Below are 26,184 nucleotides of genomic sequence, written 5' to 3'. Positions count from 1 at the left end.
GTCATGTTGATTGCTCTCTCAGTGCCTCGTTCAAGATCGGGCCGGCGACGGCGAGAGCGTCGGGTGACGTCATCTGCCAATGCGTGACTGCCACGGCATGGTTGTGCACCACCCCCGTGACCGCGTTCTCCCATCCGCGGGCCGCCCTCGCGCCGGTGGCATCGTCGGCCGCCGCGGTGAAGAACACAATGTCTCCGTCGAAGCATGCAGGCCGGTACTCCGACATCAACCTCGAGTTTCGGTCCGCCGCCGACACGAGCCGCCCCACGACCTGCTCCGTTTGCTCGACGGAGTGCCCGGACATTTCGGCCAGCGCGACCGCGACACCACCGAGGCTCAGGTCGGAGATGCGCTCGACTGCTGTCTCTTCGATACCGAACCCACCCAGCAACTCACTCACCGAGACATCCGTGGGCGACCCTTCCTCGACCGCCGTCGCGCCTGCGAAGCTGTCCATCATTGCCAGCAATTCCACACCCTCGCCGGCTGCCTGAATCCGGATCGCCATCGCATGCGCGATGACACCGCCGAGTGACCAGCCGAGCAATCGGTACGGACCGGATGGTCGGATCTGGCGAATCTCACGGACGTACCGGTCCGCAAGTTCATCGAGAGACTCCGGAAGATAGCTGTCCTCGAGAATCGACGGACTCTGGATCCCGTAGATCGGCAGATCAGGTTCGATGTACTGACGTAGACCCGAATAGCACCACGACAGTCCGACGATGGGATGGATACAAAACAGCGGCGCTCCCCCTTCACCGTCCGCTCGGATCCGAAGCAGCGGCCCGAACCCTTCCTCCACCGGACCCTTGGCTCCGTTCTCGATCCGAGCCGCCAATGCTTCGACGGCGGGATCCGTGAACAGCCACTGCAACGGAACTGCCGCACTCAGGTCTTGCTTCAATCGGGCGACGATCCTGGGCGCGACCAGGGAATTGCCGCCCAACGCGAAGAAGTCGTCATCCAGCCCCACCTGTTCGACACCGAGAATGTCGGTGAAGGCCGAGGTCACGATTCGCTCGACGCGCGTCGTCGGCCCCCGGAACTCCCGCTTCGTGAACGCCGGGGCAGGCAATGCGTTCCTATCCAGCTTGCCGCTCGCGGTCAGAGGCAATTCGTCGAGCACCATCAGCACATCCGGCACCATGTACTGGGGCAGCGACCTGCCGGCCGTGACACGGACCGATTCCACGTCGATCAACCCACCCCCTGCGGGGACCACGTACCCGACCAGCTGCTGACCGAACTCGCCGTCGTGCACGATCACAACGGCCTGCACGATCGTCTGCTGCGCCACCAGCGCGGTCTCGATCTCGCCGAGCTCGATACGCAGCCCGCGCACCTTCACCTGAGAGTCCAGCCGACCCACATACATCAGCTGTCCGCGTGGGTTCCACTTGACCACGTCCCCCGTGCGATAGAGACGCGTCCCTGCTGCCCCGAACGGATCGGCCACGAATCGCTCCGCCGTCAGCCCCTGGCGGCGATGATAGCCGCGAGACAGCTGCACTCCTGCCAGATACAGCTCTCCTTCGACCCCGATGGGCACCGGGTGGAGACGTCGATCCAAGACCAGTGCGGTGGTGTTCCACACAGGTTCACCAATCGGTACTGCTTCCCGCTCGAGTCCGTCGCATCGGTGGGACGTCGCAGTGACCGCATATTCCGTGGGACCGTACTTGTTGTCGAGACGAGCCTTCGACCGCGACGCCCATCGCCCAACCAACTCCACCGGCAATTCTTCCCCACCGGCAAAAACACACCGCAACGAATCCGGTAGACACGCCTCCGGATCGGCCAGGAGCGCCGCCAGCATCGACGGTACGAACGCGGCCACGGTAACACCGGAGTCTTGCATCAGTGACAGCAGATAGTCCGGATCCCGATGACCGTCTGGACGCGCGACGATCATCCGGGCACCGACGGCCAGCGGAACCAGTAATTCCCACATCGACACGTCGAACGTCACCGGCGTCTTCTGCACCACGACATCGGAGTCGCCGAGCTCGTATTCGGCTGCCAACCAGGACATTTGGTTGACAATCGCGCGATGGCTGACCGAAACCCCTTTGGGGCGCCCGGTCGATCCAGATGTAAAGACCACGTACGCCAGATTTTCCCGCCGTGCGGGCGTCACGACTTCGGACTCCCCAACCGGCTCGGACGAATACACCGACAAATCGAGGGCGTCAACGTTCAGCACTCGATTCCGGGACGTGTCGAATCCGTCTCGGGAGGTGGACAGGACGCAGACGGGTCCTGTGGTTTCCAGGATGTAGTCGTTGCGTGCCGGGGGTTGATCAGGGTCCAACGGCACGAATGCAGCACCCGTTCGGAGCACCGCGTAGATTCCTGTCACCAACTCCAGCGACCGGCGCATCCCCAATGCCACCAACGACTCCGGTCCTACACCCTCGTCGATCAATCTTCGAGCCAATCGGTTCACCCGAGCAGAGAACTCGGCATACGACAGCGACTCGTTGTCGTACACGATTGCCACCGCGTCCGGTGTTCGGGCCACCTGCGCATCGAATCCGTCGAGCAGCAGTCCATCCGGGACGTCGTGTCCCGTGATGTTCCACTCGCGCAGCATCTGACGCCGCTCGTTCTCTTCGACGATCGAGATGTCGCCCACCGGCATCATCGGATCATCCACCACCGCTTCGAGAATTCGCACGAACCGCCGCGCGATCTCGCGCACCGTCGCGCCGTCGAACACATCCGTCGCGTAGGACAGCCTTCCCACGAATCCACCCCCTCCATCTGCCGACTCACCCACAGTCATCGACAGGTCGAACTGCACCGCCTGCCGATCGACCTCCACCGGCGAGACTCTCAATCCCGGAAGCTCCACCACCGGCCGACTGAAGTTCTGAAACGCCAACATCACCTGGAACAACGGAGAGAACGACTGAGACCGAATCGGATTCAGCTTTTCCACCAATCGTTCGAACGGAACGTCCGCCCGAGAGAACGCCTCGAGATCGGCATCGCGCATCCGCCCCAGTAGCTCCGCGAACGATTCGTCCGGCTCGTACTGCGCCCGCAACACCAACGTATTGACGAACATGCCCACCAGATCGTCCAACGCCGCATCACCACGGCCCGCGATCGGCGACCCGATCGCGATATCAGTGGCCCCACTCAGCCTCGCCAAGAGCACCGCTAACGCCGCATGCACCACCATGAACGGCGTCGCACCCGCCTCTCGCGCCAGCGACACGAGACGCGCCACCGTTGCCGCCGGCACGGTGAAATCCACGCTGGAACCGAGGCCCGACCGCACCGCCGGGCGTGGCCGGTCGGTAGGTAACGCCAGCGCATCCGGCAGCCCTGACAACGCATCCAACCAGTACGCGATCTGCTGCGACATCAACGATCCCGGATCGTCCTCCGAACCCAGCACCTCCCGCTGCCACAACGCGTAATCCGCATACTGCACCGGCAACGGCGTCCAGGACGGCTCGTGCCCTGCGTGCCGGGCGGCATATGCCACCAACACGTCTCGGCCCATCGGCCCGGTCGAGAAACCGTCCGCGCAGATATGGTGCACCACCACCGCCAAGACGTGCTCGGACTTCGACATCCGGTACAGCGCCCCGCGCACCGGCACCGATTCCGTGACCTCGAAGCCCGCCGTGAGCAATGCGGCCATCCGCGTCCGCAAATCTTCCTCGTCCGCGACCGGAATCGGCGTCAGGTCCATCGACACTCTCGACGCATGCACGATGCGCTGTGCCGGCCCCTGGTCCGAGTCCGGGAACACCGTCCGCAAGGCCTCGTGCCGAGCGAACACGTCGAGCACCGAAGCCTGTATCGCTGCCACATCCAGTTCACCGGACAGGCGGACCACAAGCGGAATGTTGTATGCCGCCGACTCCGGGTCGAACTGGTTGAGGAACCACATCCGCTGCTGCGCCAACGACAACGGAATCCGCGCCGGCCGCACCCGACGGGTCAACGCCGGCCGCCCACCTTCACCGGCATGCTGCTCGGCCCGCACCGCCAGCGCCGCCACCGTCGACGCCTCGAAGATCACCCGAACCGGCACACGCGTGTCCAACGCCGCACCCAACCGGGACACCACCTGCGTCGCAACCAGCGAATTACCGCCCAACGCAAAGAAATCGTCGTCCAGACCGACCCGCTCGAGCCCCAGCACCTCCGCGAAAATACCCGCCACGACCTCCTCGACCGGCGTAGTCGGCGCCCGAAACTCCCGAACGACGAACGACGGCGCAGGCAACGCCCGTCGGTCGAGCTTCCCACTGGGATTCAACGGCAACGCGTCGAGCACGACCAGCACGTCAGGCACCATGTAGTTCGGCAGCGATGTGCTCACCACCTCGCGTGTCGCCTCGACGTCGACGGTCCGTCCGCGGGTCGGCAGCACATACCCGATCAATTGCTGACCGAATTCACCGTCGCGTACGACCACCACGGCCTGGTCCACCGACTCGTCTGCCGTCAGCGCGGTCTCGATCTCCCCGAGTTCGATCCGCAGGCCACGTAGCTTCACCTGGAAATCGGTGCGACCCAGGTATTCGAGGTCACCACTCGAATTCCACCGCACCAGATCACCCGTGCGGTACAGCCGCTCACCGGAGTCGGCGAAGGGATGGGCGACGAAACGTTCTGCCGTCAGCGCCCCGCGGGCGTGATAGCCGCGGGCGAGCTGGATTCCGGCGAGATACAACTCCCCCGGCACGCCGACGGGCACGCGGTGTAACCGGCGGTCCAGCACGAACGTGCGGGTGTTCCTTATCGGTCTCCCGATCGGTATCGGACCGGACACGCCCCGCAGGCAGCGATGCACGGTCGAGGTCACCGTGGATTCCGTGGGACCGTAGGTATTGTCCAGCACTGCGTCGGTGCGCGCAGCGAACCGAGCGGCCAGGTCCGAGGGCAGCGCTTCTCCGCCGACCGAGACGTACCGCAGCGACCGCGGCAGTGCGAGCGATGATTCCGCGAGGAACAACGCGAGCATCGACGGCACGAATTCCAAGATCGTGACGTGCCACCGGTCCGACATCCGCATCAGGTACTCGGGGTCACGATGTCCCCCGGGCGCGGCAATCACCAATCGGGCACCGACCTGTAGTGGATAGAACAACTCCCACACCGACGCGTCGAAGGTGATGGGCGTCTTGTGCAACACCGTGTCGCGATCGCCGAGCGCGTAGCGGCTACGCATCCACGCAATCTGGTTCACCACCGAGCGGTGGCTGACAGCGACGCCTTTCGGTCGCCCTGCGGACCCGGACGTGAAGATCGCATAGGCGAGATTCTCGGGCCGCAGTGGCGCCAGCCTGGACGCGTCGGTCACCGTCTCCGAGTCGAAGACCGACAGGTCCAGGATGTCGACCTCGTCGGCGTCCACCGACGCCGGCAGGTCACCACGGTCCGTGGACGTGGTCAGCACCACGGCGGGTTTCGCGGTCGCAATCACGTACTCGGTGCGGTCTGCAGGATGCTCCGGATCCAGCGGCAGGTACCCGGCACCGGCTTTGAGCACAGCGTAAATGCTCACCATCATCGTGAGGGAGCGACTCATGCCCAGCCCCACCAGCGACTCCGGTCCTACCTCTCGTGAGATCAAGTATCGGGCCAGCCGATTCGCGCGAGAATCGAACTCGGCGTAGGTCAACGACTGTTCCTCGAACACCACCGCCACCGCATCCGGCGTCCGGCGTACCTGCTCGTCGAACAGCTGCACCAGGGTCCCGCCCTCGACAACCACAGCTGTGGCATTCCACCGATCCATCGCCGCACGCTCGTCGACGCTTCGCAACTCGAGCTCGCCGACCGGTATGGTCACATCGCGTGTGACCGTCTCGAGGATGGTGACGAGTTGGGTCGCGAATCGGGCGACTGTCGATTCCTGGAACAGGTCGAGCGCATAGACGATTGATCCCTCGATTCCGGTCCGATGCCCCTCCGAATCCGAGGTGTCGGTGAAGTGGAATTCGAGATCGAGTTTGGCACCGACGATGTCCGTTTCCAGCGGGGCGATCTCCAGGCCCGGCAGAGTTACCCTGGATCGGACGAAATTGTGAACCACCAGCAGTACCTGGAACAGCGCTGAATGGGCCGTGGAGCGCGTGGGATTGAGGACTTCCACCAGGCGTTCCAGCGGAACGTCGGGGTTGCCGAATGCGGCGAGGTCGACTTCCCGGACGTCGGCCAGAATGTCGGCGAACGACATTGCGGGGTCGACGCGGCTGCGCAGCACCAGTGTGTTGCCGAACATGCCGATGAGGTCGTCGAGTGCCGGGTCGCCGCGTCCGGCGATCTGTGTGCCGATGGGGATGTCCTCAGTTCCGCTCAGGTGGGCCATCAGCACCGCCAGCGACGCGTGGACGACCATGAAGAAGGTCGAGTTATATTCTCGCGCCAGCTGATCGATACGCTCGGCCAGATTCGAACTCAGAGTGAAGCCGACCTTTGCGCCGCGCGGTGATTGCACTGGCGGACGCGGATGATCCGTCGGCAGCTCCACCATCTCCGGCAGATCTGCCAGAACCTCGGTCCAGTATCGCAGTTGTTCCGAGATCAGTGACGTCGGATCGTCCTGCGCGCCGAGAATCTCCCGCTGCCACAGGGTGTAGTCCGCATACTGCACCTCGAGCGGCGACCAGCCTGGCTCCCGTCCCTCACGCCGCGCGGCATACGCCACCACGATGTCGCGCGACATCGGCGCTGCTGAGCCGCCGTCACTGGAAATGTGATGAACTACCATCGCCAGCACGAACTCGTGATCGTCGAGCTGGAACAGCCTCACGCGCAACGGAACTTCCCGGGCCACGTCGAACCCGCGCCCCACGAAGTCGAATACGCGGGCATGTGCCTCCTCCGGAGCGACCCGCTCCGGCGCCACACTCAGCGGGAGCGCAGATGTGGGGACGATTACCTGAGACGGCCCGTGGCCCGAGTCCGGGAACATGGTGCGCAGGGCTTCGTGCCGGTCGATCACGTCGAGCAATGCTGTCTGCAGCAATTCGATGTCCAGATCGCCGGAAAGCCGAATCGCCAGAGGAATGTTGAAGGCCGCCGACTCCGGGTCGAACTGGTTGAAGAACCACATCCGCTGCTGCGCCAACGACAACGGAATCCGCGCCGGCCGCACCCGACGGGTCAACGCCGGCCGCCCACCTTCACCGGCATGCTGCTCGGCCCGCACCGCCAGCGCCGCCACCGTCGACGCCTCGAAGATCACCCGAACCGGCACACGCGTGTCCAACGCCGCACCCAACCGGGACACCACCTGCGTCGCAACCAACGAATTACCGCCCAACGCAAAGAAATCGTCGTCCAGACCGACCCGCTCGAGCCCCAGTACCTCCGCGAAAATACCCGCCACGACCTCCTCGACCGGCGTAGTCGGCGCCCGAAACTCCCGAACGACGAACGACGGCGCGGGCAACGCCCGTCGGTCGAGCTTCCCACTGGGATTCAACGGCAACGCGTCGACGACCATCACCTGCGACGGCACCATGTAGTTCGGCAGCGTCTCGCCCACCCTGATGCGCAGGGTCTCCGGGTCCAGGGCAGCCTTGGTATCGGGAACGACGTATCCCACCAGTTGTTCACCGGTGTGGGGATCGTGGCGCAAGACCACGACGGTCTGCGCGACTCCTTCGCACCTGCTGAGCGCTGTCTCGATCTCACCGAGTTCGATCCGCAGACCCCGCAATTGCACCTGTGAGTCGATTCGCCCGACGAAGTCCAGTCGTCCGTCTTTCGTCCACCGCACCAGATCGCCCGTGCGGTACATCAGTTCGCCGGAACCCCTGAAGGGATTAGCCACGAATCGACCTGCCGTGAGTGCACCGCGGGCATGGTAGCCGCGGGCGAGCCCACTGCCCGACAGATACAGCTCGCCGATCACGCCGACCGGAGAGGGATGCAGCCTTGCATCGAGGACAACAGCTCCGGCGCCCTCGATCGGGGTGCCGATCGTGATTCGTTCCTCCGGCACGAGCGGCTCGGTCATGGAGATGATGATGGTGGTCTCTGTGGGACCGTAACTGTTGAAGAAGCGACAGGCGGGTGCGAACTTCGCGACCAACTCCGGCGGGCAGACGTCTCCTCCGACGACCACGGCTTGGAGGTCGTCGAGCCCGTCCGGGTCGACGATCCCCAGCGCCGCCGGCGCTGTGATGATGTGGGTGACCCGCTCGACGCGTAGCAACTCCGCGAGCTCGCCGCCACCGATGATCTCGGGTGGAGCGACAACCAAGGTGGCGCCGGCACTGAACCCCGCGATCATCTCGAATACCGACGCATCGAAGCTCGACGACGAGAACCTCAGCACCCGCGAGTTGCCGGTCAAGTTCAGTTCGAGGCGGGCGTCCGCACAGAACGACGCCAGCCCGGCATGGGTTACAACGACACCCTTCGGGACCCCGGTCGAACCCGACGTGTAGATCATGTAGGCCGCATTGGACAACGCGACCGGCGCACCGCGCTCGCCGTCTGTGATCTGTGCCGCCGAAACCTCGTCGCACCGATCCTGCACGTCACCCGCGGTGGGTACCAGCCAGGCAACCTTTCCCGGCAGCGACGTGGTCTCGGCGCTGGTAAGACCGATCACGGCCCCTGAATCGGCCACCATGTATTCGATCCGCTCGACCGGCAGTTTCGGATCGATCGGCACGAACCCGCCGCCCGCCTTCGCGACCGCCCACACCGCAACCACTGATTCGATGGACCGAGCGAAGGCCAACGCGACAAATGTTTCAGGACCGACACCACGAGAGATCAGCACTCGGGCCAGTCGGTTCGATCGGGAGTCGAGGTCCGAATACGACATCTCCACGCCACCGCAGGTCAACGCAACACCCACGGGGTTCGACGCGACGCCGGCCGCCAGAATCTCCGGCAACGTCCGTGCCTGCACAGGCAGTGGCTCAGGGGCCGCAGCCGCGAGCACCCGTTGCCGCTCGGCCGGACCCAGCAAGTCGACGTCGCCCACCGCGACGGACGGATTCTCGATGACCGCGTCGAGCACCCGCACGAATCCCTCGGCGATCCCGCACACCGTCGGACCATCGAAGATGTCCGCCGCATACGACAGCCTCCCCGCATACCCGCCCCCGGCCGCCTCACTCAGAGCCATCGAGAGGTCGAATTGCGCAGCCTCCCACTCCACTTCCACCGGTGACACCGTCAAACCCGGAAGCTCCACCCTCGACGGCGCGAAATTCTGGAACGCCAACAGCACCTGAAACAGCGGCGAGAAGGACTGCGACCGCACTGGATTCATCTTGTCCACCAACCGCTCGAACGGCACATCAGCCCTGCCGAACGCCTCGAGGTCCGAATCGCGCACCCGCCCCACCAGACCCGTGAACGACTGACTCGGCTCACAATCGGCCCGCAATACCAATGTGTTGACGAACATGCCCACCAGATCGTCCAACGCCGCATCACCACGACCCGCCACCGGCGACCCGATCGCGATGTCCGATGTCCCACTCAACTTCGCCAACAGCACCGCCAACGCCGCATGCACAACCATGAACGGGGTCGCACCCTGCTCACGGGCCAGCGCCGCGAGACGCACCACCGTCGCCACCGGCACCGCGAAATCGACACTCGCACCCACCCCCGACCGTACGGCGGGACGTGGCCGGTCGAGCGGCAGAGCCAGCACGTCCGGCAGACCCGCGAGCGCATCCGCCCAGTACTCGAGTTCCTGCGAAATCAGCGACGTGGGATCGTCCTCCGAGCCGAGAAAGCCTCGTTGCCACAGGGTGTAATCCGCATACTGCACCGGCAGCGGGGTCCACGACGGCGCGTCGCCGGCTGCGCGCGTGGAGTAGGCGTGCACCAGGTCGCGGGCGAGTACCTGGATCGACCAACCGTCGATGCTGATGTGGTGCACCACCATCACCAGCACGTGTTCGTCAGCAGCCTCGCACCGCATCAACGTCAGAGCGATCGGGATTTGCGTGGTCACGTCGAATCCGCGTGCTATTGCCTCCCGGATCCGTGTATCCAGAGCAGCGGCCGGGACGACGTCGGGCGCAACGTCGATCAGATCGCCGGTCGCGGCGTGATCGACCGGCAGCACGAGCTGAGACGGGCCGTCAGGGGATTCGGGAAACATCGTCCGCAGCGATTCGTGCCGTTCCAGGATGTCCGCGGCGGCCCGGCAGAGTGCGTCGACGTCGAGGGGGCCGGACAGCCGCAGTGCCGCCGCCACGTTGTAGGCACTCGACGTGGGGTCGAACCGATTGAGGAACCACACTCGGGTCTGAGCCAGGGACAGGGGGAGCCTGTCGGGCCTCGGGCCGGACACGAGCGCGGGGCGCGGTCCTGCACCGGCGTGCATCCGGTCGACGACGGTGGCCAGAATCCCGACGGTGGGCGCCTCGAACAGCGACCGCACGGTCAACCCAGTGCCGAGCTCATTGTTGATCCGGGCGACAACACGGGTCGCGATGAGGGAGTTACCCCCGAGGTCGAAGAAATTGTCCGACATCCCGATCCGCGAGGCGCCGAGTACGTCCGCGAGAATCTCCGCGAGGGCGTACTCGGTCGGGGTGCCGGGCGGGACGAACTGCGCCGAACTCGCGAACTCGGGAACCGGCAGTGCCTTGCGGTCGAGTTTGCCGTTCGCAGTCAACGGCAGTTCCGCGAGCACGACCAGCGCCGACGGCACCATGTACCGGGGAAGCACCGTTGCGGCAGCGTCGAGAAGCGCCCGCACGTCCGGGGACCTCCCGGGCGCAGGCACCACGTAACCGGCGAGGTAGTCGCCGGTGGACCCGTCGTTGCGGGCCAGTGCCACCGCCTGTGCAACATCTGCGTGCCGGTGCAGCGCCGCCTCGATCTCACCGAGTTCGATGCGCTGGCCGCGAAGCTTGACCTGGAAGTCCGTGCGGCCCAGGTATTCGAGCTGCCCGGTCGGCAGCCACCGAACAAGGTCGCCGGTGCGGTACAGCCGACTGCCGTCTTGCACGGTTCCCGCGGCCGCGAAGGGGTTCGCGACGAACCTGTCCGCCGTCAGATCGGACCGGGCCTGGTATCCGCGCGCGAGCTGGACACCGCCGAGATACAACTCCCCCGCTACTCCGACGGGGACGGGACGCAGGCGTCCGTCGAGCACATACGTATGGGTGTTCCAGACCGGTGCTCCGATCGGCACGGTGGTCTCGTCCGGCCCGGTCTCGTAGTAGGTCACGTCCACCGCTGCCTCGGTGGGACCGTACAGGTTGTGCAGCGCCGCCCCGCTCACCCGGTGCAGATTCGCCGCCGTCACAGTCGGCAATGCCTCACCACTGGTGAACACCCGGCGCAGCGACTTGCACCCATCGACATGCGCTCCGGCCAGGAATACGGCGAGCATCGACGGCACGAAATGCACCGTGGTCACAGATTCTGCGCGGATGACCCGCTCGAGATAGGCGGGGTCCCGGTGCCCGTCGGGCTCGGCGATCACCAGTCGCGCGCCGGTCTGCAACGGCCAGAACAACTCCCACACCGACACGTCGAATGTCACGGGGGTCTTCTGGAGAACCGTGTCGTCGTCGCTCAGTGGGTACCGATGCTGCATCCACAGCAGCCGGTTGACGATGCCCTCGTGCGGCACCGACACCCCCTTGGGTGTGCCCGTGGAGCCTGAGGTGAAGATGACATACGCAGGGTTTCGGGTATGCAACGGCCCCAACCGGTCCCGATCCCGGATGGGGTCATCGGACAGCGCCGATACATCGAGGGTGTCGAGGTCGAGGGCCGGCACCTCGGCGGGCAGCGCGACGCGATCCGCGGTGGTGGTGAGAACGACGACTAAACCGGCGGTAGCCACGACGTACGCGATCCGCTCGGCCGGCTGGTCCGGGTCTATCGGGACGTAGGCGCCGCCGGCCTTGATCACGGCGTAGATTCCCACCAGCATATCCACCGAGCGTCGCACCGCTACACCCACGTGCGATTCGGGGCCCACACCGCCGCTGATCAGGAACCGTGCCAGCCTATTCGCGCGGGCGTCGAACTCTGTGTACGTCAGCACCGTCCCCTCGAACACGACGGCGGGGGCGTCGGGCGTGTGGGCCACCTGCGCGTCGAACAGCTCGGCGAGGGTGAGGCGCGGTACCTGGTGTTCCGTTGCATTCCAGGTGTCGACCACCTGCTCCCGTTCCTTCGGAACGAAAAGGTCGACGTCGCCGACCGGTGTGTCCGCGTCGCGCGCAATGGTCTCGAGAATCCCGATCACGCGCGCCGCGAGTGTCGTGACGGTATCGCGATCGAAAATTCCGTGCTGATAACGCAGGCTCAGCCGCAGTCGAGGTTCAAGGATGGACAGCAGGGTGATCGGGTAGTGCGTGGCGTCACGCGCATCGAGAGCGGTCACTCGCATTCCCGCGATGTCGGTGTGCTCGTCGAATCCGGACTTGTCGACGGGGTACGACTCGAACACCGACAACGTGTCGAACAGGTTGCCCAGACCTATGCGTGCCTGGATGTCACCCAGTCCGAGGTAATGGTGATCGAGCAGGGAAACTTGCTCACCCTGGAGGCGGGTGAGCAGCTGCGCGCACGTCTCGTCCGGGTCCATCCACACCCGCACGGGCACGGTGTTGATGAAAAGCCCCAGCATGCTCTCGACACCGGACAGCTGCGGCGGCCGACCCGACACGGTAGCACCGAACACCACATCACGACGGGAGAGCAACCGGGACAGCAGTATTCCCCACGCCGCCTGGACGACGGTGTTCATGGTGACTCCATGGCGCGTCACCACCGTGTCGAGCGCACCGATCAGGGCCGCGGGCAGCGCGATGTCGACCTCACCCGGCACGCCATGCTGTTCCGAGGACGCGTGCGGCGCCAGCAGTGTCGGCTCGTCGAGCCCCGCCAGCGCACGTTCCCAGGCGCGTAAGGACGCGTCCCGGTCGAGTGTCGCCACCCATTCCAGGTACGTGCTGTACGGCCGCGGCTCCGGCAGGGCGGGAGCGTCGTCCGCGACATAGCGAACCAGCAACTCGCGCACCAGCAGTGGCATCGACCACCCGTCGAGGATGATGTGATGGTTGGTCAGTGCCAGCACGTGACGCTCGGGTGCGGTGCGAATCAACAGCAGGCGCAAAAGCGGAGGACGGGCGAGGTCGAATCGGGCGACACGGTCGTCGTCGAGGAGACGCTCGAGTTCCACTCCCGCCGCCGACCCGCACCCGGTCAGATCCACCTCACGCCACGGCACGTCCACCCTGTCGACAACCAACTGCGCCGGGATACCGTGATCGTCGTACTCGAATGCGGCACGCAGAGTCGCGTGGTGTGCGAGCACGCCTGCTGCGGCACGGCGCAACCTCGCGGAGTCGACCGCGCCCTCGAGGTCGATGCGCAGTTGCGCGGTGTAGATGTCCAGCGAATCGGCGGCCAGCGTCGAGTGGAACAGCAGACCGGACTGCAACGGGGACAGCGACCAGATCTCTCGTAGCCCCGGGTACAAGTGTTCCCAACGCTCGATCCGACTCTGGCTCACCGTGACCAGCTGGCAATCGGACGGTGTCAGACCACCCGCGACAGGCTGAACTGTGTGCGCGGCAAGACCATCGAGGGCGCTTCGCCACAGATCCGCGAGGGCCGCGACGTCGGAGTCGCGGATCACCCCGGTCGGATACGCGAACGATGCCGTCAACCGCGGCCCCTCGGGGCCGTCGACCACCATCGCGTTGATGTCGATCACCGCAGCCACGGCCATGCCGGATCCGCTCGCTGTGATCAGGTCCGGTGCCTCGAGGTCCGGCAGCCAGCCGAGATCCTGCAAGTCGCCGAGGTGTTGCACGCCCATGCGGCCCAGGTAGTTGAAACTGATCTGCGGCTCAGGAAGGCCCCCGAGAATCGACCTCGCGCTCTCGTCGAGATGCCGAAGCAATCCGAATCCGACGCCACGGGCAGGCACCGCGACGAGCTGTTCCTTGACGGTCTTGATCACGACACCGGCAGCATGTCCACCCTCGAAGGCCCCGCCGAGGTCGACGGCCGGCAGTCCGAGCCGGACCGGGAAAGCGCTGGTGAACCAACCGACGGTACGTGCAAGATCCGCGCCGGCCACCGCCTCCTCCTCGCGCCCATGACCTTCCAACGTCAGTAACACCGAACGCTCGTCGATCCCGTGCGAGTGTCGCCACTGCACGACCGCCATCGCCAGCGCCGACAGGAGTCCGTCGTTGACGCCGCATCCGAACACATCGGGAAGTCGAGCGAGCACCGCATCGGTCACGGCGGGACTCACGTCGATATGTACCCGCTCGGTCGTGCGCATCGTGTCGATCGCGGGCGCGATCGGTCGTGTGCCGATCTGTGGGTCAGGACCGCTGAGAACCTCTCGCCAATAGGGTAATTCGTCTGCGTGCGCTCCTCGATCTGCCGCGTCCTGCAGTCCATACGCCCAGCGGCGGAACGACGTGCCCACCGGGGCCGGCGTCGGCGTCTGCCCCGCGCCCAGCTGCAGCCACGCCGTCGCGAGGTCCGGCAACAGCACGCGCCACGACACACCGTCCACCACCAGGTGATGCGCGATAACCAGCAGTCGGCCTGGTGCGCCCGCAGATTCGGAGACACACCACACCAGCTGGAGCATGATCCCGTTTTCCGGGTCCAGGCGGGCCGCAGCCGCCGCACACTCGGCGCTCACCACGTCGGTGAACGCGCGGCTACCGGGTGCCGCCGCCGTGACGATCCTCGAAATCCGATCGCCGGCCGGCACGCTACCGGCAGCCATCGTTTCGAACGCCCAGGTACCGTCACCGTCAGGGACGAACTTCGAACGCAGGGCATCATGATGATCGAGCACCGCCGCGAGCGTCGCACTCAACCGATCCGTATCGACATCAGGCGGCAGGGTCAGCAGCAGCGCCTGGAAGAAGTCGGCGAAGGGGCCCCGCTCGAGCATCGAGTACATGATCGGCGTCGGTGGGATACGCCCGACGCCGCCGCCCTCGAGCTCCTCGAGGACGACCGCCGATTCTGCCTCCACCGGCACCGCCACCGCGGCGATTCCGGCGATCGTCTTGTGCTCGAACACGGCCCGCGCACTGAAGCTGAGACCGAACTCCCTGGCTCGGGCGGCGATCTGCATCGCGACGATGCTGTCGCCGCCGAGCGCGAAGAGACTGTCGTCCACACTGACCCGGTCGAGGCCGAGTGCCTCGGCGACGAGACCCGAGAGCTGCTCCTCCGCCGGTGTCGACGCGGCGCGGAACTCGTGTTCAGTTGATCCGAAGTGTGGTTGCGGCAGTGCACTGCGGTCGAGTTTGCCGGCCGCCGTCACCGGCACGTGTTCGAGCCGCATTACCGCCGACGGGATCATGTGGGACGGCACGATTTCGGCGACGCCCTCGACAATCGCGACCGGATCGAATTCACGACCGGTGTCGAGGCGCACGTACGAGACCAGCGCCGTCGTGCCGCCCGCCGTCCGATGAACCACCGTCGCCGCGAAGTTGACGCCGGCCTGGGCGAGCAGTGCCGAGTCGATCTCGCCGAGTTCGATGCGGAAGCCACGGATCTTGACCTGGGTGTCGGACCGGCCGATGAACTCGAGCGTGTAGTGCCCCGCCCCGGTTCCCTGAGACGACCGCACCCAGCGCACCTCGTCACCGGTGCGGTAGAGCCGCGACCCCGGCTCACCGAAGGGGTTGGCCACGAATCGGTTCGCCGTCAGCCCGTGCCGATGGTGATAGCCGCGTGCGATTCCGGGGCCTGCGAGGTAGAGCTCACCCACCACCCCGGCGGGCACGGCGCGGAGCTTGCGGTCGAGCACCACGACGCTCGTACCCTGGATCGGGCGGCCGATGGCAATCGGTTCGCCCGGCGTCAGCGGCTCACCTGCGGTGATAATGATGGTCGTCTCGGTCGGCCCGTAACTGTTGGTGAAGCGGCACACCTGCCCGAACCGCTCCACGAGGTCGGGGGTGCACACGTCACCGCCGACCACCACCGCCTCGAGATGTTCGAGCCCACGCGGGTCGACTGTGTTCATCACCGTGGGAGCCGTGATGATGTGGGTCACCTGCTGTTCGCTCAGCAGGTCGACGAGGTCGCTTCCACCGTGCACCTCGGGCGGGGCGACGACCATCGTGGCACCGGCGCTGAAGGCCTGGATCATCTCGAACACCGAGGCATCGAAGCTGGCCGACGAGAACCGCAGCATCCGCGATTCGTGGTGAATGCCGAGTTCCGGGCGGGCGGCGGCCGCGAAGTTCGACAGACCGCTGTGGGTGACGACGACCCCTTTCGGAAGCCCGGTCGATCCCGATGTGTAGATCATGTACGCGGGGTGACGGATTGACAGCGGGGCGCGGCGATCCACGTCGCCGATCGCGGCGCTCCGCTGTCGTTCACAGCGTGCGCGCACCTCGTCGTCGTCGAGGACCAGCCAGTGAATCCCGTCGGGCAGTGTTGCACGCAGTTCGTGAAGCGTGAGCCCCACCAGTGCCCCCGAATCGGACAGCATGTGTGCGACTCGCTCGGGTGGGAGCTTCGGATCGACAGGCACGAAGGCTGCCCCGGTCTTCGCGACCGCCCAGAACGCGACGAGTGACTCCGCCGACCTGGGAAGACTCAGCACGACGAAGGTTTCCGGTCCGGCCCCCGATTCGATCAGTAGTCGCGCCAGTTGATTGGATCGCTCGTCGAGCTCGTGGTAGGTGACCTCCCGTCCCGACGCCCGAATCGCGACTGCGTCCGGTGCGGCGGCAACGCCGTCGGCCAGCAAGTCGGGGAGGAGCCGCTCCGGCTCTGCCTGCGGACCGCGACATGGCACAAGATCCGCGCGTTCGTCGGCGTGCAGCACATCGAGAGCGGCGATGCGGTCGGTTGCGGCTGACGCGGCGAAGGCGGCAAAGAATTCGAGGAACCGGGCATGGTGACCGCGCAGCTCCTGTTCGGTGTACAGATTCGGGTTGGCCTCGAAGTCGACCTGCGCAACGTCGCCTGCGACACCGGGATAGATGTTCACTGCGAGGTCCTCCACCGGACCGGTGGTCAGCACGTGGAGCCTGCCGATCGACGGACCGAGCCGAATCTCGGCGTGGAACATCATGATGTTGATCGACGGACCGAAAAAGCCGCGACGACCACCCAGGACGCCCGCGTCCCGTCGTATGTCCTCGTGCCGGTATCTCTGGTGACGTAGCGCTCCGGTCAGCGCCAGTTGTGTACGTCTCATCAAGTCGACGGAGGTCGTTTCGTCCCCGACCGAGAGTCGGATCGGAAGGACATTGGAGATCATGCCGCCCGAGCGGCGCAACCGGGAGGTGGTGCGTGCCGAGACCGGCAAGCTCAACACCACGTCGTCCTGGCCGGTCAGGTGGGAAAAGAATGCAGAGACGGCAGCGACCGCGGCTGTCGCGAACGTCGCCCCGGGTTCCCGGTCGGTCAGACTCTGCAGTGCGGCTGTCGTAGCGGCGGACAGCGGTGCGCTGCTCACCAGCGACTGCGCGCCGATCTCGGCCGCTCGCCCGGCGAGGCTGATCGTCGGTGGAAGATTGTGGCTGCGTTCGGCCCAGTACTTGCGGTCCGTCTCGAACCGGCTCGACGTGCGGTAGCGAGCCTCTTCTTCGACGACCTCCCGCAATCCACTGGCGGTGAACTCGGCGGGCGCGCGACCCTCGACCGCCGCGGTGTACAGCTCCGCGGCACGGTTCATGAACGTCATGGCGCCGAAGCCGTCGAGGGCGATGTGGTGAATTCTCGAGTACCAGAAGTAGCAGTCGTCGGCGACGCGCAACATTGCCGAACGGATCAGCCGATCATGGAGGAGATCAATCGGGTTGCTGTATTCGGCGCGCATCCACGCGAGAGCCGCAGCCCGCGGATCAGGGTCGGAACGGAAGTCGAGATGTGTCATCTCGAAGCCGAGCGACTCGTCGACCGTCTGGAGCGGCTCACCGTCCCACTCGACGATTCGGAGCAGTCCGGTACCGAGTTCCCGGAGTGCGGCGGGTCCGATCCGTGCGAGCAGGCCGATGTCGAGATCAGCGATACCGACCTCTACGTACTGAGCAATGACGATCGGAACGTCGCCCAGCAGGTGCTGGGCGAACCACATTCCACGCTGAGCGGCGGAGAGTGGGAACAGCTCGGACGGCCATACAACATTCGCCATCACCGTGTCCGAAAGGACCGAAGTCGTATCGAAATCGTCCAGCGATGACACCCTCGGCCCTCGGCAATCCATATATCGACACTGAAGCGCGCGAAGGGGAACACCCATTTCACTCAGCTGCGGTTATCGACTCCTCTTTCCGACGCTACTCGCGGCCCAGCCGCCGACGCGATACCTCGCTCCGTTGATACCGCGCGGTCTCTAAATCTCGGCGATCAGAGAAGAGCACAACAAATGGTTTGTTTTGTGCATCACACCGTTTGGATTCCGGGTGGACGGTCAGCCGTTGGGCGGCCGCCAGAGTTCGAGTCGCGGAATGTCCGGTGGCTCGAATCCCAGTACCTGGCCGTAGAAGGACAGTTCGGCGTTGCGGGAACTGATCAGGGTGGCCAGCTTCCGGAATCCGTGCGACTCCCCCTCGTACTCGAGGTAGGCGTGCGGGATGCCCTTCTCCACGAGCGCATCCCGGAACCGTTCCGCCTGCGACGGCGGCACGATCGGATCGTCGAGCCCCTGCAGGAGCAGAACCGGGCAGTTCAGTCCGGCAACGTTGTTCAGCGGTGCACGCTCGGCGTAGAGGTCGGCCGCCTCGGGCAGCGGGCCGATCAGGCCGTCGATGTACCGGGACTCGAAATCGTGTGTCTCCTTCACGAACCCGTCGAGTTCGGCCACCCCGAAGTAGGACGCACCGCACGCGAACACGTCCGACGTGGTCAGCGCCGCGAGCACGGTCCACCCGCCGGCGGATCCGCCCTCGATCGCGAGCCGGCCGGGGTCCGCCATGCCCGCCTCGGCGAGGCCGGTCACCGCCGTGACCACGTCCTCGACGTCGACGACCCCCCACTGTCCCCGCAACCGGTTGCGGTACTCGCGCCCGTATCCCGTGGACCCGCCGTAGTTCACGTCGACGACGCCGATGCCGCGGCTGGTGAAGAACGCGTACACCGGATTCAGCGACGGCGCGACCCGCGACGTCGGTCCGCCGTGCACGAACGCCACATACGGCGGCAACTCCCCGTCCTCGCCCCGGTACCGCGGGTGACGCGGCGGGTAGGCGATCACGTGGACTTCACGTTCGTCGCCCTGGAACGTCAGCTGCCGGGCCTCGGGCAGATATGCCGCCTCGGGAAGTTCGGTGACCGACAGCCGGACGGTGCGGAGTGCACCGGTGTCGAGGTCGAGTTCGCGCAGGCCCGACGGGGTCTGGGCGCCGCCGGTGAGCAGCAGGATCCGGTTGCCGTTGCGGTCCCCGAGGCCGACGCTGGTGAGGCCGTCCAGGGGGATGTCGGCGAGCGAACCCGTGGCGGGATCGAGGATGGCAAGGGTGTCGGTGCCGAATGTCCGCACGGTCAGGAGTGTGCCGTCGTCGCGGCGGGTGTGCCACCGGCCGCCGAGCATCCACAGCGCGCCGCCGAAGTCGGCGTCCATCGGGCACAACGCGACCGGGTCGGGATCGTCGATGCCGACCCGGTAGAGATTCCACCAGCCGCTGCGGTCGCTGATCGTATACAGGTCGGTGGGCCCGACCCATTCCGGTTGCAGCACCGATTCCTCGGGACCGCCGAGAAGTGTCCGTACCTTCCCGGTCACGCGGCCGCCCTCGACCGCCACGACCCTGAGCTCGGTGCCGTCCCACGGCATCTGCGGGTGATCCCACGCGATCCAGGCGAGGTGCCTGCGATCCGGGGACAGCCGCGGATTGGCCAGGAAGTCCGAGCCGGCGACGACGGACCGCACCCGGTGCGGATCGTTCGCCGCCGACCCGTCCAGCGGAATCACGCAGATGTCGCGGGAGACGCGGCCGTCCGTGTCGTGACTCTCGCGGACTGCCCACACCTCGCCGTCGACCACCGACAGGTCGCCGTACCGCAGCGAGCAGGGCTGCGGCGGCTCCGGCGTCAGCGGCACCGGGGTCCCGCCTTCCAGCAGGTACAGACGCTGATCGCTGAACTCGGCGAACACCAGGCGGCCGGCGTCGGTGACGGTCCAGGCGCCGCCGCCGTACTCGTGAACCCTGGTGCGGGCGTTCCACGGTGCGGGCAGAACGTCTTCCGGTTCGTCGTCCAGACCGAGGCGCCGCACCGCGACCCGCCCACCTTCGCTGGGCCGCAGTTCCGACCACCACACGTCGTCGCCCACGTACCGGCCGCCCTCGACGGGGTGGCCGCTGGAGGCGAGATCCGCCGCCGCGATCGGAGAGGGCCAGGAACCGTAAGGCGCAGAGGTCATCCGCCGAGGATATTCCGCCGTCCCCTACTCCGCAGGCAGCCACGCGCCGTGAAGGCCCGCCGGAACCCGGATCGGCAGCCGCACCTTCCCGATCGGCCCCGCCCCGGGGTCGTCGGCGGGCAGCACGAAGAACCAGGACGACATGTCGCGTCGGTCGGTCCCGATCATTCCCCAGTACTCGTGCTCGGCGCCGGGCATGAAGATCGGCTCACCCACCGACACGCTCCCCGGATCCCAGTGCGCCTCGGTGCCGCGGGCCGTGTCGAAGAACCACAGCGAATCCTGCCGTCCCTGGCTGCGGTCGAGTTTGCCGACGGTCGCCACCCTGCGGTGCCCTCGGGTCAGCTCACGGTCGTCGACTCGCGGGAACTCGACGTCGCGGTCGCACACCACCTCTCGCGTCACCCGTCCGCTGTCGGGGTCGACGACGGCGCGGACCAACGAGCCGAGCGACGGTTCCGGAGCCTTCGCGAACCCACCGGGATACGTCCACTCCACGTAGTCGACGCTCACCCTGCCGTCCGGCAGATCGAAGGCGTTCGCGAAATGCCACACCCAGTAGGCGTCGTGCGTCGTCCACCGGACCGGCCCGCCGTCGCGGGGCACCAGCGCGATCCTCGTGCCGTCCTCGGGCCGCCAGTCGAGCACGGACCCGCCGGTCAGCACGGCGGCGATGTCGAAGACCAGCGGGCACAGCATCAGAACGATGTAGCGCTCGGTGAGTGCCATGTCATGGATCATCAGCGGGGTGTCCGCGCCCTCGACCGTCGTCGGGGTCCGCGCGACCGAACCGTCGGGGTTGACCACCGACCACGTCAGGTACGGGGCGTCCAGCATGTAATTGAACAGCACCATCTGTCCGGTGACCGGGTCGATCTTGGGGTGCGCGGTGCTCCCCACACCCATGGCGCCGTCACAGTTCTCCCGCCCCAGCGTGCTCAGGTCGGCGGGGTCGAGGCGGAACGGCAGCGTGGTCTCGGCCATCGCGAGCAGCCGTCCGCCGTGCCGGACGATGTTGATGTCGGGCAACTCGCGTGACGTGCCCGCCAGTTCGGGCCCCACTTCCTCCTCCGACGGGGTGTAGGCGTCGGTGACGCCGGGCCAGATGACGTGCCCGGCCTTCTCCTCCGCCTGCACCATCGGGGTTCGGACGAAGCGGTTGGTGTACCGGGCGGCACCGTCGGCGACTTCGATTCGGTGGACCATGCCGTCGCCGTCGAGCGGGTAGACGTACGTGCCGATCGGGTCGAACCGCGGGTTGGGACCGTTGCGCAGATAGGCGCCGTGAAGATCGGCGGGTAGTTCGCCGATCACCTCGAGATCCCGGACGTCCACCTCCTCCCGTTGCGGCGCGAACACCCCGACGAGATGGCTGTGGTGCGCGATGTCGACGGGTCCGGGGCGACGGGATACCGGTGCTGACATGTGCGTCATTCCCTCCGGGCGCGGTGAATGCGAGACGGATCCGACCCCCTCTCGAGGGTACGACGGGCACCTGCGCGGGCGGGGTGTTTCGACGACGCGACGGCGGTCTGATACCCACCAGTAGAAATCGGGTTGCCCGGGAGTGGGAGAATGACGCTCGTGAGCAACCCAGACCACGGCCATCACCGCATGCCGCACCGCAAGCTGGAGCAGTCCACCAAGCTTCAGAACGTGCTCTACGAGATTCGTGGACCGGTACATGCCCACGCCGCCCGGCTGGAGGCGGAGGGCCACCGGATCCTCAAGCTCAACATCGGCAACCCCGCGCCGTTCGGTTTCGACGCGCCGGACGTGATCATGCGCGACATGATCGCCGCGCTCCCGTACGCGCAGGGGTACTCCGAGTCCAAGGGCATCCTGTCGGCACGGCGCGCGATCGTCACCCGCTACGAGCTGGTCGCCGGATTCCCCGAACTCGACGTCGACGACATCTACCTGGGTAACGGTGTGTCCGAGCTCATCACGATGACGATGCAGGCGCTCCTCGACAACGGCGACGAGGTGCTGATCCCGGCACCGGACTACCCGCTGTGGACGGCCATGACGAGCCTGGCCGGCGGCACCCCCGTGCACTACCTGTGCGACGAGGGCAACGACTGGAACCCCGACATCGCGGACATCGAGTCGAAGATCACCGACAAGACCAAGGCGTTGCTGGTCATCAACCCGAACAATCCGACGGGTGCGGTGTACTCGATGGAGGTGCTGCAGCAGCTCGTCGACCTGGCGCGCAAGCATCAGCTGCTGCTTCTCGCGGACGAAATCTACGACAAGATCCTCTACGACGACGCCAAGCACATCTCACTCGCCACGCTGGCCCCGGACCTGCTGTGCCTGACGTTCAACGGCCTGTCGAAGGCGTACCGCGTCGCCGGCTACCGGTCCGGTTGGGTGGCCATCACGGGCCCGAAGGAACACGCCGCGGGTTTCCTCGAGGGACTCGACCTGCTCGCGTCGACGCGTCTGTGCCCGAACGTGCCCGGTCAGCACGCCATCCAGGTGGCGCTCGGTGGGCACCAGAGCATCGAAGACCTGATTCTGCCGGGTGGGCGACTGCTCGAGCAGCGCGATGTGGCCTGGGAACGCCTCAACATGATTCCCGGTGTCTCCTGCGTGAAGCCGAAGGGCGCGCTGTACGCATTCCCGCGCCTCGACCCGAACGTGTACGAGATCTACGACGACGAGAAACTGGTCCAGGACCTTCTACTGCAGGAGAAGATCCTGATGGTGCAGGGCACCGGCTTCAACTGGCCGGACCACGACCATCTCCGCATCGTGACGCTGCCGTGGGCGCGTGATCTCGCTGTCGCCATCGAGCGGTTCGGAAATTTCCTCACCAGCTACAAGCAGTAGGATCGAGACACAGCAAGCGACACGCGCGTCGCTTGCGTGTCTCCTGGGGGAAAAGCATGGTCACCAGCACCCGCGCGCGTTTCGGACAATTCGTCCACCGGCGACGGCGTTTGCTGAACCTCACACAGGACGAGGTCACGGCCGCGGGTGGCCCGTCCGACGCAGCTCAGACGCGTGCCGAGAACGGGACCGGCCCGGATCCGAGCATCGAGACCCTCCGCAAACTGGACGTCGCGCTCCGCTGGGCTCCGGGCAGCGCGGCTCGCACCCTCGACGGCGGTCATCCGACCCCGCTCGAGGCGCTCGACGGGGAGGACCGGTCGCCGACCGCGCGCCCGCTGACGCTCGGGCCGTCGGAGATTCCGCTGGATCTGGACACGATCATCGAGATCCTGGGGCCGCATACCCAGATCACCAAGCTGAGCGCGGCGCATCCCGACGTTCCGGGGCTGGTCGAGGCAGCGGGGGAACTGAGCCGGGTTGTCTCGAAGATCACCGGCGCGTACGTGACGCGGTTGCTGGAAGTCAACGGAGGACCCGCCGGGCCGCGCCAGCCGCTGGTCGAATTCGCATTCGGCCACCTGCTGGAGGAACCGTCCACGGTCACCGACCCGCGTGAACTGGAGGAAGCACGGTATCGCCGCTTCCTCTACGGCCGGGGAGACGGCCTCGACGCCGCCACCCGGGAACGCTTCTGGCGGCGATGGGAGGACGCGGTGAAACTCGTGGCTACCGAGGATCCCGAACGCAGCGGAGACGCGGAGGTGAACGCATGAACGGCGTGCCACTGTCGGTGCGGGTCAACCGCCTCTTCTCGCTGGCCCACGACCTCGACGGTCCCGAACCGGGCGAAGACACCGTCGCCGCAGGTGTGTCGCGGATACTCGGCCGGCCCGTCGAGCCGTCCGAGATCGAGTCCCTGCGCAGCAACGATCACCACGCGCCCGAGCCCGACGTGTTGCGGGCGGTCGCGCAGCACTTCCACGCCCCCGAGCAGTACCTCGCCGCCGACGGCTACCACGACTACGACACGCTGGTCCGTTTCAAGATCGCGGTCCGCGAGGCCGGTGTCCGGCACCTGTCGATGCGATCGCTCGATGCGTCCGCGGAGCCGACCACCGCGGAGATGGAATCGCTGATTCCCCTTCTGGAGAATCTGCGGCGGAGTCGCGGACTGCCGGTCGCGACGCCGGACCGCCGTCAGACCTGAGCGGGGACGCGCGCCGACGGGTCGGCGGGGCCGCCGAACTGAGGGAGGCGACGCGCCCACAGTTCGGCCGCCACGTGCTCGGCGTCCCGCCAGTGATCGGCCAGCCGGGCCAACTCCCACGGTTCGCCGCCGACGTCGGTCGTGAACAGGTGGGCCGTCCCGCCCGTGCCGTGCGCCCGGTGACCGGCCCTGCGGGCCAGGCACGCGAGGTGCAGCCGCGTCGCCGTGACCACGGGTGGTGCGGCGCCGGTATGCCCGCCGAGTTCGAACACCACGTGCCGGTCGAGGATCATGATCGCGTCGCGAATCTCGACGCTCATGCGGTCCAGGCGGCTACGGGCCGACAGTGCCCGGCGATCCGCCGGTCGCAGTTCCAGGACCACTTCGGGCACAGCGGCGGTCAGGGTCCGCCACATCGGTTGCAGACGCCGGGCCACCTGCCGCGACCGCCGCCGGTGACCGAGCACCCGCGCCACCGGTCCGACCGAGATGAGCGCGCCCGCCGACACGACGAGCAGGCGGATGAACGCCCCCGAGTCGCTGTGCGATTCGGTCAGGGCGTTGTCTTCGCTGACCGCGTTGACCACGCCGGTCGTCACGACGACCCCCATGTCGAACACCTCGAACAACGACAGGGCGATGACCGCGAGAAACACCCGGCGCTCGCGTCCGGGTGTCGCGGTGCGCACGGCCTTCAGCGAGATCCAGAGGTTGAGCAGGGCGACGGACAGGATCGGAACCGCGTAGGTGATGCAGTACGCCGCGAAGGGCCAGCCACCCTCGTCGGCGATGGCGACGCCGCGCGATCGCGCCGGTGTGCTTAGGCCGACGAGGATCGCTCCCGCGACGGCACACATCGACAGCGAGACGACGTGGATGCGGGGAAGGCGCGCCGGGCCGAGCGCCCACGCGGAGAACAGGCTGATCAGCGACGCCGCGGTCAGGATGATGCAGACGTTGCTGAGGGTGTTCGCGAACCCGTACCCGAACCAGCGGTCGAGCCAGGTCTGTGCCAGTGATCGCTGCAGGACCAGGGAGAGGGACGCGAAGACGAGGGCGGCGTTCATCCGGCGTTCGGCGACCGTCGACCGGACGAGAACCAGGCGCAGGAGAGTCGTTCCCCAGACGACGGCGAGGAGCGGCCAGCTCACATAGGTGGGCGGTTCGTACACGGCGTCAGAACGTTCCGAGCATCCGCGACACCCGTGCGTCACCGACGGTGTCGTCGCTCGTCCCTGCTCGACGACCCGCCATGATCAGGGTGGCGAGAAGCTCCGCCTCGTATTCTTGGTCGTTTGAATAGTTGGACCGGCCGAGCATGTGGACCACGCGCGCGGTGTCGACCGTCGGCGCGGCCGCCGACAACACCGTCGAGTCGACGGAGGTGTCCCCGATCGTGTCGCGGTCGTGGCCGAGCTCCATGTGCGCCAGTTCGTGGCAGATGATGTGGGTGGCGTGCACGTCCGATGTCCCCGCTGCGTACAGGATCAGGTCGTCCTCGGCCCGTGCGAGCCAGAGTCCGGAATGACCGCCCTGGACCAGGGCGTGCAAGACGGGGACCAGGTGAATCGGGCGCCCACGACGGGCTGCGACGCCGGCGACGAGCTGATCCCTGTTCCAGGGCACGGGAATACCCATCTCCGCCACGATCCGGCGAAGATGGTTGCTGGATCGCGACTGCCGCGAGATTCGCACTGGAACACCTCCGAACGGCCATAATCCTAGGCCGTCGGGGCACGAGGTCACGACATGTGGGCGATTTCACCTGCCCGGTTGACGAATA

At 66.4% G+C, this 26,184-nt stretch carries 8 protein-coding genes; 3 read left to right on the top strand and 5 right to left on the bottom strand.

Annotation, left to right across the window (positions count from 1 at the left end; translation table 11 throughout):
* Position 1 precedes the first annotated feature (1 nt).
* The 3 genes from ACLIVD_RS09020 to ACLIVD_RS09010 form a co-directional block, all read right to left on the bottom strand.
* The gene (locus ACLIVD_RS09020) at positions 2–18,196 is read right to left on the bottom strand and encodes a non-ribosomal peptide synthase/polyketide synthase (RefSeq protein WP_491932324.1); all 18,195 of its coding nucleotides are present in this window, start codon (positions 18,194–18,196) and stop codon (positions 2–4) included.
* Positions 18,197–18,403: 207 nt separating this feature from the next.
* A complete protein-coding gene (locus tag ACLIVD_RS09015; RefSeq protein ID WP_491932323.1) occupies positions 18,404–20,353 on the bottom strand; it encodes a S9 family peptidase in 1,950 nt (649 codons plus the stop codon).
* A 24-nt stretch (positions 20,354–20,377) separates the two neighbouring features.
* Positions 20,378–21,778, bottom strand: a complete 1,401-nt coding sequence (locus ACLIVD_RS09010) for a carotenoid oxygenase family protein (protein WP_491932322.1) — start codon at positions 21,776–21,778, stop codon at positions 20,378–20,380.
* Positions 21,779–21,928: 150 nt separating this feature from the next.
* Between ACLIVD_RS09010 and ACLIVD_RS09005 the strand changes: the two genes are divergently transcribed.
* The 3 genes from ACLIVD_RS09005 to ACLIVD_RS08995 are packed head-to-tail and all read left to right on the top strand — an operon-like array spanning position 21,929 to position 24,401.
* A complete protein-coding gene (locus ACLIVD_RS09005) occupies positions 21,929–23,191 on the top strand; it encodes a pyridoxal phosphate-dependent aminotransferase (protein WP_005238257.1) in 1,263 nt (420 codons plus the stop codon).
* 56 nt (positions 23,192–23,247) lie between these two features.
* Positions 23,248–23,967, top strand: a complete 720-nt coding sequence (locus ACLIVD_RS09000; protein WP_280780826.1) for a helix-turn-helix domain-containing protein — start codon at positions 23,248–23,250, stop codon at positions 23,965–23,967.
* Positions 23,964–24,401, top strand: coding sequence for a hypothetical protein (locus tag ACLIVD_RS08995; protein ID WP_491932321.1), 438 nt, complete (start codon positions 23,964–23,966; stop codon positions 24,399–24,401). Before ACLIVD_RS09000 ends, ACLIVD_RS08995 begins: the two co-directional genes overlap by 4 nt.
* On the opposite strand, the gene ACLIVD_RS08990 is transcribed toward ACLIVD_RS08995, so the two are convergent.
* Both ACLIVD_RS08990 and ACLIVD_RS08985 read right to left on the bottom strand, forming a co-directional pair.
* Positions 24,392–25,573, bottom strand: a complete 1,182-nt coding sequence (locus ACLIVD_RS08990) for an MAB_1171c family putative transporter (RefSeq protein WP_491932320.1) — start codon at positions 25,571–25,573, stop codon at positions 24,392–24,394. The two genes, ACLIVD_RS08995 and ACLIVD_RS08990, sit on opposite strands and share 10 nt — an antisense overlap.
* Positions 25,574–25,577: 4 nt before the next feature.
* The gene (locus ACLIVD_RS08985) at positions 25,578–26,096 is read right to left on the bottom strand and encodes a hypothetical protein (protein WP_491932319.1); all 519 of its coding nucleotides are present in this window, start codon (positions 26,094–26,096) and stop codon (positions 25,578–25,580) included.
* Positions 26,097–26,184 lie beyond the last annotated feature (88 nt).

The organism is Rhodococcus sp. G6(2025) (assembly GCF_058628105.1).
The sequence above is the reverse complement of the archived record's forward strand: the minus strand, read 5'-3'. Positions and strand labels throughout refer to the sequence as shown.

Excerpts from the sequence above, each read along its gene's own strand:
- ACLIVD_RS09010 (WP_491932322.1), bottom strand. The coding sequence starts at position 21,778 with ATGTCAGCACCGGTATCCCGTCGCCCCGGACCCGTCGACATCGCGCAC.
- ACLIVD_RS09000 (WP_280780826.1), top strand. The coding sequence starts at position 23,248 with ATGGTCACCAGCACCCGCGCGCGTTTCGGACAATTCGTCCACCGGCGA.
- ACLIVD_RS09015 (WP_491932323.1), bottom strand. The coding sequence starts at position 20,353 with ATGACCTCTGCGCCTTACGGTTCCTGGCCCTCTCCGATCGCGGCGGCG.
- ACLIVD_RS09005 (WP_005238257.1), top strand. The coding sequence starts at position 21,929 with ATGACGCTCGTGAGCAACCCAGACCACGGCCATCACCGCATGCCGCAC.
- ACLIVD_RS08995 (WP_491932321.1), top strand. The coding sequence starts at position 23,964 with ATGAACGGCGTGCCACTGTCGGTGCGGGTCAACCGCCTCTTCTCGCTG.
- ACLIVD_RS09020 (WP_491932324.1), bottom strand. The coding sequence starts at position 18,196 with ATGGATTGCCGAGGGCCGAGGGTGTCATCGCTGGACGATTTCGATACG.